The organism is Enterobacter cloacae complex sp. I3 (assembly GCF_014896175.1).
GTDB lineage: Bacteria > Pseudomonadota > Gammaproteobacteria > Enterobacterales > Enterobacteriaceae > Enterobacter > Enterobacter bugandensis.
Genome location: NZ_JADBQZ010000011.1, coordinates 81775 through 94243 on the forward strand (window position 1 = coordinate 81775; position 12469 = coordinate 94243).

14 protein-coding genes and 1 tRNA gene are annotated in these 12469 nt (G+C 57.6%); 10 read left to right on the plus strand and 5 right to left on the minus strand.

Annotation, left to right across the window (positions count from 1 at the left end):
- The first annotated feature begins 3 nt into the window (after positions 1-3).
- The 6 genes from IM271_RS10435 to ureG are packed head-to-tail and all read left to right on the plus strand — an operon-like array spanning position 4 to position 4332.
- Positions 4-318 (plus strand): urease subunit beta, encoded by a 315-nt coding sequence (locus IM271_RS10435; RefSeq protein ID WP_028014465.1) that lies wholly within the window; start codon positions 4-6, stop codon positions 316-318.
- Positions 311-2014: an urease subunit alpha gene (gene ureC / locus IM271_RS10440; RefSeq protein ID WP_193052563.1), complete on the plus strand. Its 1704-nt coding sequence runs from the start codon at positions 311-313 to the stop codon at positions 2012-2014. The genes IM271_RS10435 and ureC overlap by 8 nt, the downstream gene beginning before the upstream one ends.
- Before the next feature lie 9 nt (positions 2015-2023).
- Positions 2024-2482, plus strand: coding sequence for an urease accessory protein UreE (gene ureE / locus IM271_RS10445; RefSeq protein WP_193052564.1), 459 nt, complete (start codon positions 2024-2026; stop codon positions 2480-2482).
- Positions 2483-2491: 9 nt separating this feature from the next.
- On the plus strand, positions 2492-3031 hold the full coding sequence (locus tag IM271_RS10450; RefSeq protein WP_193052565.1) for a HupE/UreJ family protein: 540 nt from the start codon (positions 2492-2494) through the stop codon (positions 3029-3031).
- Complete coding sequence (locus IM271_RS10455) at positions 3031-3705, plus strand: urease accessory protein UreF (RefSeq protein ID WP_193052566.1); 675 nt, start codon at positions 3031-3033, stop codon at positions 3703-3705. Before IM271_RS10450 ends, IM271_RS10455 begins: the two co-directional genes overlap by 1 nt.
- Before the next feature lie 9 nt (positions 3706-3714).
- Positions 3715-4332, plus strand: coding sequence for an urease accessory protein UreG (gene ureG / locus IM271_RS10460; RefSeq protein ID WP_022651876.1), 618 nt, complete (start codon positions 3715-3717; stop codon positions 4330-4332).
- A 46-nt stretch (positions 4333-4378) separates the two neighbouring features.
- Here ureG and tsaD read toward each other — a convergent pair whose 3' ends face one another.
- Entirely contained in the window at positions 4379-5392 is a 1014-nt protein-coding gene (gene tsaD, locus IM271_RS10465; protein WP_028014471.1) for a tRNA (adenosine(37)-N6)-threonylcarbamoyltransferase complex transferase subunit TsaD, read from the minus strand.
- Between the two features lie 236 nt (positions 5393-5628).
- Here tsaD and rpsU point away from each other — a divergent pair, with 236 nt between their 5' ends.
- The 3 genes from rpsU (at position 5629) to rpoD (ending at position 9703) form a co-directional block, all read left to right on the plus strand.
- A complete protein-coding gene (rpsU, locus tag IM271_RS10470) occupies positions 5629-5844 on the plus strand; it encodes a 30S ribosomal protein S21 (protein ID WP_001144069.1) in 216 nt (71 codons plus the stop codon).
- 115 nt (positions 5845-5959) lie between these two features.
- Complete coding sequence (dnaG, locus tag IM271_RS10475; protein ID WP_028014472.1) at positions 5960-7705, plus strand: DNA primase; 1746 nt, start codon at positions 5960-5962, stop codon at positions 7703-7705.
- Positions 7706-7858: 153 nt separating this feature from the next.
- A complete protein-coding gene (rpoD, locus tag IM271_RS10480; protein WP_028014473.1) occupies positions 7859-9703 on the plus strand; it encodes an RNA polymerase sigma factor RpoD in 1845 nt (614 codons plus the stop codon).
- A 97-nt stretch (positions 9704-9800) separates the two neighbouring features.
- Here rpoD and mug read toward each other — a convergent pair whose 3' ends face one another.
- The gene (gene mug / locus IM271_RS10485; RefSeq protein WP_006812011.1) at positions 9801-10307 is read right to left on the minus strand and encodes a G/U mismatch-specific DNA glycosylase; all 507 of its coding nucleotides are present in this window, start codon (positions 10305-10307) and stop codon (positions 9801-9803) included.
- Between the two features lie 124 nt (positions 10308-10431).
- On the opposite strand from mug, the gene IM271_RS10490 reads away from it, so the two are divergent.
- Positions 10432-10507 (plus strand) — tRNA-Ile (locus IM271_RS10490).
- A gap of 83 nt (positions 10508-10590) precedes the next feature.
- On the opposite strand, the gene IM271_RS10495 is transcribed toward IM271_RS10490, so the two are convergent.
- The 3 genes from IM271_RS10495 to IM271_RS10505 all read right to left on the minus strand — a co-directional run bounded on the left by IM271_RS10495 (position 10591) and on the right by IM271_RS10505 (position 12467).
- Entirely contained in the window at positions 10591-10791 is a 201-nt protein-coding gene (locus IM271_RS10495) for an ogr/Delta-like zinc finger family protein (protein ID WP_052682964.1), read from the minus strand.
- Between the two features lie 66 nt (positions 10792-10857).
- On the minus strand, positions 10858-12006 hold the full coding sequence (locus IM271_RS10500) for a phage late control D family protein (protein WP_193052567.1): 1149 nt from the start codon (positions 12004-12006) through the stop codon (positions 10858-10860).
- Positions 12003-12467, minus strand: a complete 465-nt coding sequence (locus IM271_RS10505) for a phage tail protein (protein WP_041908056.1) — start codon at positions 12465-12467, stop codon at positions 12003-12005. The genes IM271_RS10500 and IM271_RS10505 overlap by 4 nt, the downstream gene beginning before the upstream one ends.
- Positions 12468-12469 lie beyond the last annotated feature (2 nt).

The following is a 12469-nucleotide window of genomic DNA, read 5'->3' on the forward strand; positions in this document are numbered from 1 at the left end:
GTGATGATCCCAGGTGAATACCAGATCCAGCCCGGCACTATTGCGATCAACGTCGGGCGTGAAGCCCAAAGTGTTGTTGTTGAAAACCACGGCGACAGGCCGATCCAGGTCGGATCGCACTACCACTTTTACGAGGTCAACCCGGCGCTGAAGTTTGATCGCGAAGCCACCAGGGGCTACCGGCTGAACATTCCGGCGGGTACCGCCGTGCGCTTCGAGCCAGGCCAGAAGCGAGAGGTGACGCTGGTGCAGGTGACGGGCGCGCAGCGCATTTTTGGCTTTCGCGGCGAGGTCATGGGCGAGGTGAAACATGGCTGAAATTTCACGTCAGGCGTATGCCGACATGTTCGGCCCCACTACCGGGGATAAAGTGCGGCTGGCGGACAGCGAGCTGTGGATCGAAGTGGAAAACGATCTCACGATATACGGCGAAGAGGTCAAGTTCGGCGGCGGGAAGGTGATCCGCGACGGCATGGGTCAGGGGCAGATGACCGCTGACAGCTGCGTGGATCTGGTTCTCACCAACGCGCTGATCGTCGACCACTGGGGGATCGTGAAGGCCGATATCGGCGTGAAGCACGGGCGGATCTTCGCCGTCGGCAAAGCCGGGAACCCGGACATTCAGCCCGGCGTGACGATCCCGATCGGCGCCGCGACGGAAGTGATTGCCGCCGAGGGGAAGATCGTCACCGCCGGCGGGATCGACACCCACATCCACTGGATCTGCCCTCAGCAGGCGGAAGAGGCGCTGGTCTCCGGCATCACCACCATGATTGGCGGCGGCACCGGTCCGGCGGCGGGCACCAACGCCACAACCTGCACGCCGGGGCCGTGGTATATCGCCCGCATGCTGCAGGCCGCCGATACGCTGCCGGTGAATATTGGCCTGCTCGGCAAAGGTAACGGCTCCAACCCGAACGCTCTGCGCGAGCAGATCGCCGCCGGCGCCATCGGGCTGAAGATCCACGAAGACTGGGGCGCGACGCCCGCGGCGATCAACTGCTCGCTGGAAGTGGCCGAAGAGATGGATATTCAGGTTGCGCTGCACAGCGACACGCTGAACGAGTCCGGGTTTGTCGAAGACACGCTGGCGGCCATCGGTGGACGCACCATCCACACCTTCCACACCGAAGGCGCGGGCGGCGGTCACGCGCCGGATATCATCACTGCCTGCGCGCATCCGAATATTCTGCCCTCTTCCACCAACCCGACCTTGCCCTACACGGTGAACACCATCGACGAGCACCTCGACATGCTGATGGTTTGCCATCACCTCGACCCGGATATCGCCGAGGACGTGGCGTTTGCCGAATCCCGCATTCGCCGGGAGACCATCGCCGCGGAAGACGTGCTGCACGATATCGGCGCGTTTTCGCTCACGTCGTCAGATTCGCAGGCCATGGGCCGCGTCGGGGAAGTGATTATCCGCACCTGGCAGGTGGCGCACCGCATGAAGGTCCAGCGCGGCGCGCTGCCGGAAGAGACCGGCGATAACGACAACTTCCGGGTGAAGCGCTATGTCGCCAAATACACCATTAACCCGGCGCTGACCCACGGCATCGCCCATGAAGTGGGCTCGATTGAGGCGGGCAAGCTGGCGGATCTGGTGGTCTGGTCCCCCGCCTTCTTTGGCGTAAAACCGGCCACCATCGTCAAAGGCGGGATGATCGCCTGCGCGCCGATGGGCGACATCAACGCCTCGATCCCCACGCCGCAGCCAGTGCATTACCGCCCGATGTTTGGCGCGCTGGGCGCCGCACGTCACGCCACGCGGCTGACGTTTGTTTCTCAGGCGGCCCACGCGAACGGCATCCCGCAGCAGCTCAGCCTGCAGAGCGCCACGGCGGTGGTAAAAGGCTGCCGGACGGTGAAAAAGGCCGACATGATCCATAACGCTCTGCAACCGAACATCACCGTCGATTCGCAAACCTACGAGGTGCGCGTCGACGGTGAACTGATAACCAGCGAACCGGCTGACGTTCTGCCGATGGCGCAACGCTATTTCCTGTTTTAAGGAGTGAAGATGATCTACTTAACACAACGTCTGGACCACGCGCACCCGATCACCGCCAGCGTCACGCTGCCGATTGACGTGCGGGTGAAAAGCCGCGCCCGCGTATCGCTGAACGACGGTCGTGAAGCCGGACTGATGCTGCCGCGCGGCCTGCTGCTGCGCGGGGGCGACCTGCTCTGTAACGAAGACGGCAGCGAGGTGATTGAGGTGATCGCCGCCCCGGAGTCGGTTTCCGTGGTGCGCTGCGCCGATCCGTTCCTACTCGCCCGCGCCTGCTACCACCTGGGCAACCGCCACGTACCGCTGCAGGTCATGCCCGGCGAGCTGCGTTATCACCACGATCACGTTCTCGACGATATGCTGCGCCAGTTCGGGCTGGAGGTAAGCTTCGCCAGCCTGCCGTTTGAACCGGAAGCGGGCGCTTACACTAGCGATGCCCACAGTCACTCTCACGCTCATTCACATTAAGGATCAATCATGCGTAAGTATTTACCGCTGTTACTGCTGGCTTTTTCCGTTCCCGCGCTCGCGCATCCCGGCCACGGCGCCGACAGCTTTCAGGCTGGGTTTTTCCATCCGCTGACCGGGCTGGATCACCTGCTGATGCTGACCGGGGCTGGCGTGCTGTCTGCCCTGAGCGGCCGCAAGCTCCTGCTGCCGTTTGCCACCCTCGGCATGATGCTCGTTGGCGCCATTGCGGGCAGCCTGCTCGGCGGCTTTAGCGGCATGGAGATGCTGATTATCGCCTCGCTGGCGGTCTGCGGCGTGATGATGTTTAAAACTGAAAACCGCCTGCTGCTGGCGGTACCTGCCCTGGCGATGTTCCACGGCTGGGCGCACGGGGTGGAGATGTCTGGCCACAGCTTTTGGCTGTTCACTAGCGGGTTTATGTTCGCCAGCGCGACGGTGCTGTGCGCCAGTTTCGCCGCAGGCTTGCTGCTGCGCCGTCACGACGGGCTGCGTAAAACCTTCGGCGGCGGGCTGATCATCTCCGCCCTGCTGACGCTGATGAGCTGATGGAGCACGCCCGCCAGTGGCTGCGCCTGATGCAGCTCTCCAGCAGCAGCCTGCCGGTCGGGTCGTTTACCTGGTCGCAGGGGCTGGAGTGGGCCGTTGAGGCGGGCTGGGTCGCGAACGCCGACGCCTTTAAACGCTGGCAGATCCAGCAGATGGAGGAGAGTTTTTTCTGCGTCGATCTGCCGATGTTTATCCGGCTGTTCCGGGCCTGCGAACAGCAGGACGTCGCGGCAGCAAAACGCTGGACGACATATCTGCTCGCCTGCCGGGAAACGCGCGAGCTGCGCGAAGAGGAGCGCAACCGTGGTGCGGCCTTTACGCGCCTGATTAAAAGCTGGGAGCCGAACTGCCCGGCAGAGTGGCTGCCGCTGTTTGCGCAGAGCCAGCTCTGCGGCATGGCGTGGCTCGGCGTGCGCTGGGGCATTGGCGCGCGCGAGCTGGCGCTGAGCCTCGGCTACAGCTGGATAGAGAGCGCGGTGATGGCGGGCGTCAAGCTCGTCCCCTTCGGACAGCAGGCGGCGCAGCAGCTGATTATCGAGCTGAGCGACCATTTTGCCGCCGGATTTGAACAGGCATTTTTACGTGGCGACGACGCGCTGGGGGCAGCTACGCCACTGTCGGCCATCGCCTCCGCGCGCCACGAAACACAATATTCACGACTATTCCGTTCCTGAGGAGTCAACATGGCTGATTACAAACATCCCCTGCGCGTGGGCGTAGGCGGTCCGGTAGGATCGGGCAAAACCGCGCTGCTGGAAGCGCTCTGCAAGGCGATGCGCGACACGTACCATCTGGCGGTGGTCACTAACGATATCTACACCAAAGAGGATCAGCGCATCCTCACCGAGGCGGGCGCGCTTGAGCCGGAGCGCATCGTGGGCGTGGAGACGGGCGGCTGCCCACATACCGCCATCCGCGAAGATGCCTCAATGAACCTCGCGGCGGTAGAAGCACTCAGCGAGAAGTTCGGTAATCTGGATCTGATCTTCGTTGAAAGCGGCGGCGACAACCTGAGCGCGACCTTCAGCCCGGAGCTGGCGGACCTGACCATTTACGTGATCGACGTGGCCGAAGGGGAAAAAATCCCGCGCAAGGGCGGGCCGGGGATCACCAAATCCGATTTTCTGGTGATCAACAAAACCGATCTTGCGCCATACGTGGGGGCGTCGCTGGAGGTGATGGAGCGTGATACCAACCGCATGCGCGGCGAGCGCCCGTGGACCTTTACCAACCTGAAGGCGGGTGACGGCCTGGGGACGATTATTGCGTTTCTGGAAGAGAAAGGGATGCTGCGGGTGTAGTCGTAAATTTTCCTCTCCCTGTGGGGAGAGGGTTAGGGTGAGGGGGTTACGCCTCAGGCAGTTCCGCCAGCGGCCAGCGCGGACGCACGGACACGCTCAGGTCGGACGTTGCCCCCGCATTCAGGCGCACCATACCGGCGTAGGCGATCATCGCCCCGTTATCTGTACAGAATTCCGGACGCGCGTAGAACACTTCCCCGCGACGCTTTTGCATCATCTCCGCAAGCTTCGCGCGCAGCGTGCGGTTGGCGCTGACGCCGCCCGCCATCACCAGACGCTTGAAGCCGGTCTGATCCAGCGCACGCTTGCACTTGATCATCAGCGTATCCACTACCGCATCTTCGAACGCGCGGGCGATATCGGCGCGGGTCTGGTCGCTGTCGTCGTTATTGCGGATAGTATTCGCCGCGAAGGTTTTCAGCCCGGAGAAGCTGAAGTCCAGCCCCGGACGGTCGGTCATCGGGCGCGGGAAGACAAAGCGCCCTTCCGTTCCCTGCGACGCCATTTTAGAGAGCATCGGGCCGCCAGGGTAGTCCAGGCCCAGCAGCTTGGCGGTTTTATCGAAGGCTTCACCGGCGGCGTCATCGATCGACTCGCCCAGCAGCTCGTACTTGCCAATACCCGTTACGCTAATCAGCTGGGTATGCCCACCGGAGACCAGCAGCGCCACGAACGGGAATTCGGGCGGATTCTCTTCCAGCATCGGTGCCAGAAGATGCCCTTCCATGTGGTGAACCGGAATGGCGGGAACGTCCCACGCGAAGGCCAGCGAACGCCCCACCGTTGCGCCGACCAGCAGCGCGCCGACCAGGCCCGGACCGGCGGTATAGGCTACGGCGTCAATATCGGTTGAGCTTAATCCGGCCTCTTTCAGCGCCGCCTGAATCAGGGGCACCGTTTTACGCACGTGGTCACGAGAGGCCAGTTCAGGTACGACGCCGCCGTAGTCAGCGTGCAATTTCACCTGACTATACAGCTGGTTGGCCAGAAGCCCTTTTTCGTCGTCGTAAATGGCGATGCCGGTTTCATCGCAGGATGTTTCAATACCCAGTACACGCATGACTTGTTTTACCTCGTTTCAATACCGCGCAGTGTAGAGCCTGGGCGGGTTGATGTAAAACTTTGTTCGCCCCAGGAAGAAGGCTCGTGTATACTCCTCACCCTTATTAAAGTCCCTTTCAAAATCGCATCGGTGCTTTACAAAGCAGCAGCATTTGCAGTAAAATTCCGCACCATTTTGAAATAAGCTGGCGTTGATGCCAGCGGCAAACCGAATTTATTAAAGGTGAGAGTTACATGCCGGTAATTAAAGTACGTGAAAACGAGCCGTTCGACGTAGCACTGCGTCGCTTCAAACGTTCATGCGAGAAAGCAGGTGTTCTGGCTGAAGTTCGTCGTCGTGAGTTTTATGAAAAACCAACGACCGAACGTAAGCGCGCTAAAGCTTCCGCTGTGAAACGTCACGCGAAGAAACTGGCTCGCGAAAACGCACGCCGTACTCGTCTGTACTAATCTGTTGAGGGCCAACGCCCTCAATTGACAGACAGAGTAGTAGTCGTAAGGCCGTGCTTCCGGAAGGAATGCGCGGCTTGTTTTCGTTTATAAGTCGCTTAAATTTTTGGGGCATATGGCCGGAAGAATCCCACGCGTTTTCATCAATGACCTGCTCGCCAGAACCGACATCGTCGATCTCATCGACGCGCGGGTAAAGCTGAAAAAGCAGGGCAAGAACTACCATGCGTGCTGTCCGTTCCATAACGAAAAAACCCCCTCCTTCACCGTAAACGGTGAAAAGCAGTTTTACCATTGCTTCGGCTGTGGCGCACACGGTAATGCCGTCGATTTTTTAATGAACTACGACAAGCTCGAGTTCGTTGAAACCGTCGAAGAACTGGCGGCGATGCATAATCTTGAAGTGCCGTATGAAGCAGGCAGTGGGCCAAGTCAGATCGAGCGCCATCAGCGGCAAACGCTGTATCAACTGATGGATGGCCTGAATTCGTTTTACCAACAGTCTCTTAAGCACTCTGCGGCTGAGCCTGCGCGTCAGTATCTGAACAAGCGCGGACTGAGCGACGATGTGATTGCGCGTTTCGCTATTGGTTACGCCCCGCCCGGCTGGGACAACGTGTTAAAGCGTTTTGGCGGCAATAGCGAAGATCGTAAATCCCTCATCGACGCAGGCATGCTGGTCACTAACGACCAGGGACGAAGCTACGACCGCTTCCGTGAACGGGTGATGTTCCCGATCCGCGACAAGCGTGGCCGGGTAATTGGTTTTGGTGGTCGCGTGCTGGGTGATGCCCTGCCGAAATACCTCAACTCTCCGGAAACCGATATTTTCCATAAGGGCCGCCAGTTGTACGGTCTTTATGAGGCGCAGCAGGACAATGCGGAACCTCCGCGTCTGCTGGTCGTCGAAGGCTATATGGACGTCGTTGCGCTGGCGCAGTACGACATTAACTACGCGGTTGCGTCGTTAGGTACGTCCACCACTGCCGATCATATTCAACTGCTGTTTAGGGTGACCAACAACGTCATCTGCTGTTACGACGGTGACCGAGCCGGACGCGACGCCGCCTGGCGAGCGCTGGAAACCGCGCTGCCGTATATGACCGACGGACGTCAGCTACGCTTTATGTTCCTGCCCGACGGTGAAGACCCGGATACGCTGGTGCGTAAAGAGGGCAAAGCGGCATTCGAAGCGCGGATGGAGCAGGCACAGCCGCTCTCCACGTTTCTGTTTAACAGCCTGATGCCGCAGGTGGATTTGAGTACCCCTGACGGGCGCGCGCAGCTCAGTACCCTGGCGCTGCCGTTAATCAGCCAGGTGCCCGGCGAAACGCTGCGCATCTACCTGCGTCAGGAGTTAGGCAACAAGCTCGGCATTCTGGATGACAGCCAGCTTGAACGTTTAATGCCTAAACAGGCTGAAAACGGCACGGTTCGCCCCGCGCCTCAGCTAAAACGCACAACCATGCGTATACTGATAGGGTTACTGGTGCAAAACCCCGAACTTGCTCCGCAAGTGCCGTCGCTGGCGGGTTTGAACCACGAAAAGTTGCCCGGACTTGGCTTATTTTCAGAACTGGTCAACACTTGTTTGTCTCAGCCAGGTCTGACCACCGGACAACTTTTAGAGCATTATCGCGGCACAAAAGAGGCCGCTACCCTTGAAAAACTGTCGATGTGGGACGATATAGCAGATAAGGAAATTGCAGAAAAAACGTTCACCGACTCGCTCAACCATATGTTTGATTCGATGCTTGAGTTGCGTCAGGAAGAGTTGATAGCTCGCGAGCGCACCCATGGCTTAAGCAGCGAAGAACGCCGGGAGCTCTGGATGATTAACCAGGAACTGGCGAAGAAATAAAAAATTTAACGGCTTAAGTGCCGAATATCGATCGGGAAGCCCCCGGCAGCCGCACTGAGAGGCAGCGGCAAAAATATAAGTACGCCCTCGCTTTAAAGGTTGGCAGCACCATCGCCGACACCAATCAAACGAATTAAGTGTGGATACCGTCTTATGGAGCAAAACCCGCAGTCACAGCTGAAACTTCTTGTCCAACGCGGTAAGGAGCAAGGCTATCTGACCTATGCCGAGGTCAATGACCATCTGCCGGAAGATATCGTCGATTCAGACCAGATCGAAGACATCATCCAAATGATCAATGACATGGGCATTCAGGTGATGGAAGAAGCACCGGATGCCGATGATCTGTTGCTGGCTGAAACCTCCAACAACACTGACGAAGATGCGGAAGAAGCTGCTGCACAGGTCCTGTCCAGCGTGGAATCTGAAATCGGGCGTACCACTGACCCGGTCCGCATGTACATGCGCGAAATGGGTACCGTTGAACTGTTGACCCGCGAAGGCGAAATTGACATCGCAAAACGCATCGAAGACGGGATCAACCAGGTTCAGTGCTCTGTTGCCGAATACCCGGAAGCGATTACCTATCTGCTGGAGCAGTACGATCGCGTTGAAGCGGAAGAAGCGCGCCTGTCTGACCTGATCACCGGTTTTGTCGACCCGAACGCTGAAGAAGATATGGCGCCTACCGCCACTCACGTCGGTTCTGAGCTGTCTCAGGAAGAGATGGATGACGACGAAGATGAAGATGAGGAAGAAGACGACGACAGCGCGGACGATGACAACAGCATCGACCCGGAACTGGCGCGCGAGAAGTTTGCCGAGCTGCGTACCCAGTACGAAGTAACGCGTGACACCATCAAAGCGAAAGGCCGCAGCCATGCCGCCGCTCAGGAAGAGATCCTGAAGCTGTCTGAAGTATTCAAACAGTTCCGCCTGGTGCCAAAACAGTTCGACTACCTGGTAAACAGCATGCGCGTGATGATGGATCGCGTACGCACCCAGGAACGCATCATCATGAAGCTGTGCGTTGAGCAGTGCAAAATGCCGAAGAAGAACTTCATCACCCTCTTCACCGGCAACGAAACCAGCGAAACCTGGTTCAACGCGGCTATCGCGATGAACAAGCCGTGGTCTGAAAAACTGCACGACGTGAAGGACGATGTCTATCGCGGTCTGCAGAAGCTGCAGCAAATTGAAGAAGAGACCGGCCTGACCATTGAGCAGGTCAAAGACATCAACCGTCGTATGTCAATCGGTGAAGCGAAAGCCCGCCGTGCGAAGAAAGAGATGGTTGAAGCGAACTTACGTCTGGTTATCTCTATCGCCAAGAAATACACCAACCGCGGTCTGCAATTCCTGGATCTGATTCAGGAAGGCAACATCGGTCTGATGAAAGCGGTAGATAAGTTTGAATACCGTCGTGGTTACAAGTTCTCTACTTACGCGACATGGTGGATCCGTCAGGCGATCACCCGCTCTATCGCGGACCAGGCACGCACCATCCGTATTCCGGTGCATATGATTGAGACCATCAACAAGCTCAACCGTATCTCCCGCCAGATGCTGCAGGAGATGGGCCGCGAGCCGACGCCTGAAGAGCTGGCCGAGCGCATGCTGATGCCGGAAGACAAGATCCGTAAAGTGCTGAAGATTGCCAAAGAGCCAATCTCCATGGAAACACCGATCGGTGACGATGAAGATTCGCATCTGGGGGATTTCATCGAGGATACCACCCTCGAGCTGCCGCTGGACTCGGCTACTACCGAGAGCCTGCGTGCCGCCACGCACGACGTTCTGGCTGGCCTGACCGCCCGTGAAGCAAAAGTGCTGCGTATGCGTTTCGGTATCGACATGAATACCGACCACACGCTGGAAGAAGTGGGTAAACAGTTCGACGTGACCCGCGAACGTATCCGTCAGATCGAAGCGAAGGCGCTGCGTAAGCTGCGTCATCCAAGCCGCTCTGAAGTGCTGCGTAGCTTCCTGGACGACTAAACTGTCGTGACCGTGAAAAAGCTCCCTTCGGGGAGCTTTTTTATTGCCTCTTGCTGTGGGAGAGGACCAGGGTGAGGACATCAGGCCGCAGAGGCTCCTAAAGCCCCCGCACCATCAGCGCCTCATCCAGCTCCCGATACGCCTCTACCAGCTTATCCAGCGTTGCCCTGTTGAGCCCGCTCGGATTCGGCAACACCCACACCTGCGTAACGCCGATGGTGATGTTCTGCTTACCCCACTTAGCCCCGCGCTGGCTGAACGCCTGCTCGTAGGCCTGCTTACCGAGGATCGCCAGCGCGGCGGGCTGATAGTCTTCAATCTTCTTCACCAGTTCCCGCCCGCCGCTGCGCAGTTCATGCAGGTTGACCTCGCTTGCCTGTACCGTCGGCCGCTCGACCAACATGGTGATCCCGCAGCGCGTGTCCAGCAGGTGCTGCTCCTCTTCAGGCTTGAGTAACCTGTCGGTAAACCCGGCCTGGTAGATCACTTTCCAGAAGCGATTGCCCGGATGGGCGAAGTGAAAGCCGGTGTGCGCCGAGGATTTTCCCGGGTTGATTCCGCAAAACACCACCCGCAGGCCAGGGGCCAGAATGTCGTTGATCATCTTTACTCCCACTGATACGTCGTTATGGAAGTATAAAGGATTGATAATGCGTTGTTTATAAAAACAGCAGGCAGGTGTGAATGGCTGGATTGCTGCGGGGAGTTACTTTATAATTCACCGCCACGGCCCCTTAGCTCAGTGGTTAGAGCAGGCGACTCATAATCGCTTGGTCGCTGGTTCAAGTCCAGCAGGGGCCACCAAATTTTAGATGTAGAATCAAAGAATTAAGCCACTCGATTGAGTGGCTTTTTTATTGGTTTTTTATGAGCCGGTGGCACCGCCGTTAACCGTGACTCAACGAAGCCGTTCGGACACGTTCAGAGGCGCCAGGAGTTGCAATCAGACGCTCCACGGATTCCATCGTCACGAACGTACAGCTGCAGTCCACATTGGTGCACTGATGATAGCGCTCTTTGGTGTTTTCACTTAAATAGCGACTGGTACGCGCATGCGCTGAATGCTTGCACTTAGGACAATGAAACATATACCCTCCGTTTAATTCACTTTATGTGAATTAATAATACTCAAAAACAACGTAATGGCAAATGAATTACTCTCTATCCACAGAAAATTTTTCGTCGGTGACGTTCAGCTCAAGGTTCAGCTGCGTGGTAAATCCACTCCCGCTCAGCGTATGAACCACTTCGCTGATGATCCACGCCTGCTCGTCAATGACTCGTTTAAAGCCGTTAACCAGCACCGGCGTTTCGGGAAACAGATCGGCTCGCCCCAGCGCCAGCTGGATAGAAAATTTCACGGTTCCCCGCTGAAGCGCGCGCCACTTCGCCTCCGCAGCCCTGAGCGCCTGCTCTTCAGACGCATACACCGTAGCAAGCTCAAACACGTTCTCCGCCGATCCCACCAGCCTCTCTTGCGGCTTCGGCTCCATGCCTTTAGCTCCCGACGCGGCGGCATCCGGATGCTGTAGCTCCTCTCTGGGCCCCCCCCCAACCTGGCGATTAATACTCAATTGAGGATTTTGCTGTTTTGGATCGCGCGTTTGCAGCCATTTGGCCGTCACGCCGGAATAACTTTCACGGTCGGCGACGGAAAAAAGGTGCCGATCGCCATCCCCACGTTCAATCATCATTAAGGGAATCGCTGTGCCGCTGGCCGTCACGGCCTGGCCCGCTTTCATGAAAATGACCTTCCCGGCTTTGATGGAAACAAATGCACCATTGCGTTCGGCCAGGCGGGTGAGAAACGCCGCGTCAGTCTCCTGAGACTGGTCAATATGAGAAATGGCAATGGATGAAAGCCCAGCCGCAACGCTTGTGGTCAACTGGTTCCGCTGAGCGATAGTAGTGACTATCGCGCCGATCGTCGTGTCATGCCACGACTGTTCGCGCCGCACGTTTAGCTTCCCACGAAAATCCGCGCTGCATCCCCGAATGGTCAGGGTGTCCGGCGCCCCCCGAAATTCAATTGTGTCGATCGTGAAGTTCCCTTTCGGCTGGAGCGGAGCTCCCTCCCACCCCAGCCATAAGGAGAGCGTTGCTCCCCGGGCTGGCAGGTCTAATAGCCCATCGGAATCATCCAGTTGAATATCCAGCTGATCGGCTTCCAGCCCACGTTTGTCGGTCATGGATAAACTGATAAGGCGGTGGCTGAAATTTTGCGTGATATCACGGTCGTTAAGCTTAAGCATAAAGTCAGGGGCGATTTTGCCGCCCGCCCGGATATTCATCTCGGCGATCATCCCACCAGCCCTCCAATGCTATTACGTGCGCTAGTCACCAGCTCTTCAGCCTGCGTTCTCAGATCGCCAAACATCTTCATCAGCGATTCGTCCACGCGTTTTAGCGACAGGGAAAATTCAATTTTTCGCGCGGTACCATCACTGTAAAAATCCGAATGCGTGTGCGTGACTTTCTCAATGATAAACATGCCGTGAATGATGCCGGTACCATCTATCAACGGCCATGCCCGCCCTTCATTCGCCATCAGCTCAACCGCCTTGAGAGAAAGCCGCCCTCCCGTGAGCTCCGGGTAAAGTACTCCGGTGAGGCTAAAGGAGGTCTCACCTTCGCCAAGATATTGCCAGGCTTTGGGCTTCCCGATGCGATCGTTGGACGCCCAGCGGTAGTCCTTTGTAAACTGCATTGTCTGATAGGGTAATGTTCGTCGTTCAAAGACAAACAGACCCAGCACCATTAACATTT

What these genes read in the sequence shown, in the direction of transcription:
- IM271_RS10435 (WP_028014465.1), top strand. Translation starts at nt 4, where the DNA reads ATGATCCCAGGTGAATACCAGATCCAGCCCGGCACTATTGCGATCAAC.
- ureC (WP_193052563.1), top strand. Translation starts at nt 311, where the DNA reads ATGGCTGAAATTTCACGTCAGGCGTATGCCGACATGTTCGGCCCCACT.
- ureE (WP_193052564.1), top strand. Translation starts at nt 2,024, where the DNA reads ATGATCTACTTAACACAACGTCTGGACCACGCGCACCCGATCACCGCC.
- IM271_RS10450 (WP_193052565.1), top strand. Translation starts at nt 2,492, where the DNA reads ATGCGTAAGTATTTACCGCTGTTACTGCTGGCTTTTTCCGTTCCCGCG.
- IM271_RS10455 (WP_193052566.1), top strand. Translation starts at nt 3,031, where the DNA reads ATGGAGCACGCCCGCCAGTGGCTGCGCCTGATGCAGCTCTCCAGCAGC.
- ureG (WP_022651876.1), top strand. Translation starts at nt 3,715, where the DNA reads ATGGCTGATTACAAACATCCCCTGCGCGTGGGCGTAGGCGGTCCGGTA.
- tsaD (WP_028014471.1), bottom strand. Translation starts at nt 5,392, where the DNA reads ATGCGTGTACTGGGTATTGAAACATCCTGCGATGAAACCGGCATCGCC.
- rpsU (WP_001144069.1), top strand. Translation starts at nt 5,629, where the DNA reads ATGCCGGTAATTAAAGTACGTGAAAACGAGCCGTTCGACGTAGCACTG.
- dnaG (WP_028014472.1), top strand. Translation starts at nt 5,960, where the DNA reads ATGGCCGGAAGAATCCCACGCGTTTTCATCAATGACCTGCTCGCCAGA.
- rpoD (WP_028014473.1), top strand. Translation starts at nt 7,859, where the DNA reads ATGGAGCAAAACCCGCAGTCACAGCTGAAACTTCTTGTCCAACGCGGT.
- mug (WP_006812011.1), bottom strand. Translation starts at nt 10,307, where the DNA reads ATGATCAACGACATTCTGGCCCCTGGCCTGCGGGTGGTGTTTTGCGGA.
- IM271_RS10495 (WP_052682964.1), bottom strand. Translation starts at nt 10,791, where the DNA reads ATGTTTCATTGTCCTAAGTGCAAGCATTCAGCGCATGCGCGTACCAGT.
- IM271_RS10500 (WP_193052567.1), bottom strand. Translation starts at nt 12,006, where the DNA reads ATGATCGCCGAGATGAATATCCGGGCGGGCGGCAAAATCGCCCCTGAC.
- IM271_RS10505 (WP_041908056.1), bottom strand. Translation starts at nt 12,467, where the DNA reads ATGTTAATGGTGCTGGGTCTGTTTGTCTTTGAACGACGAACATTACCC.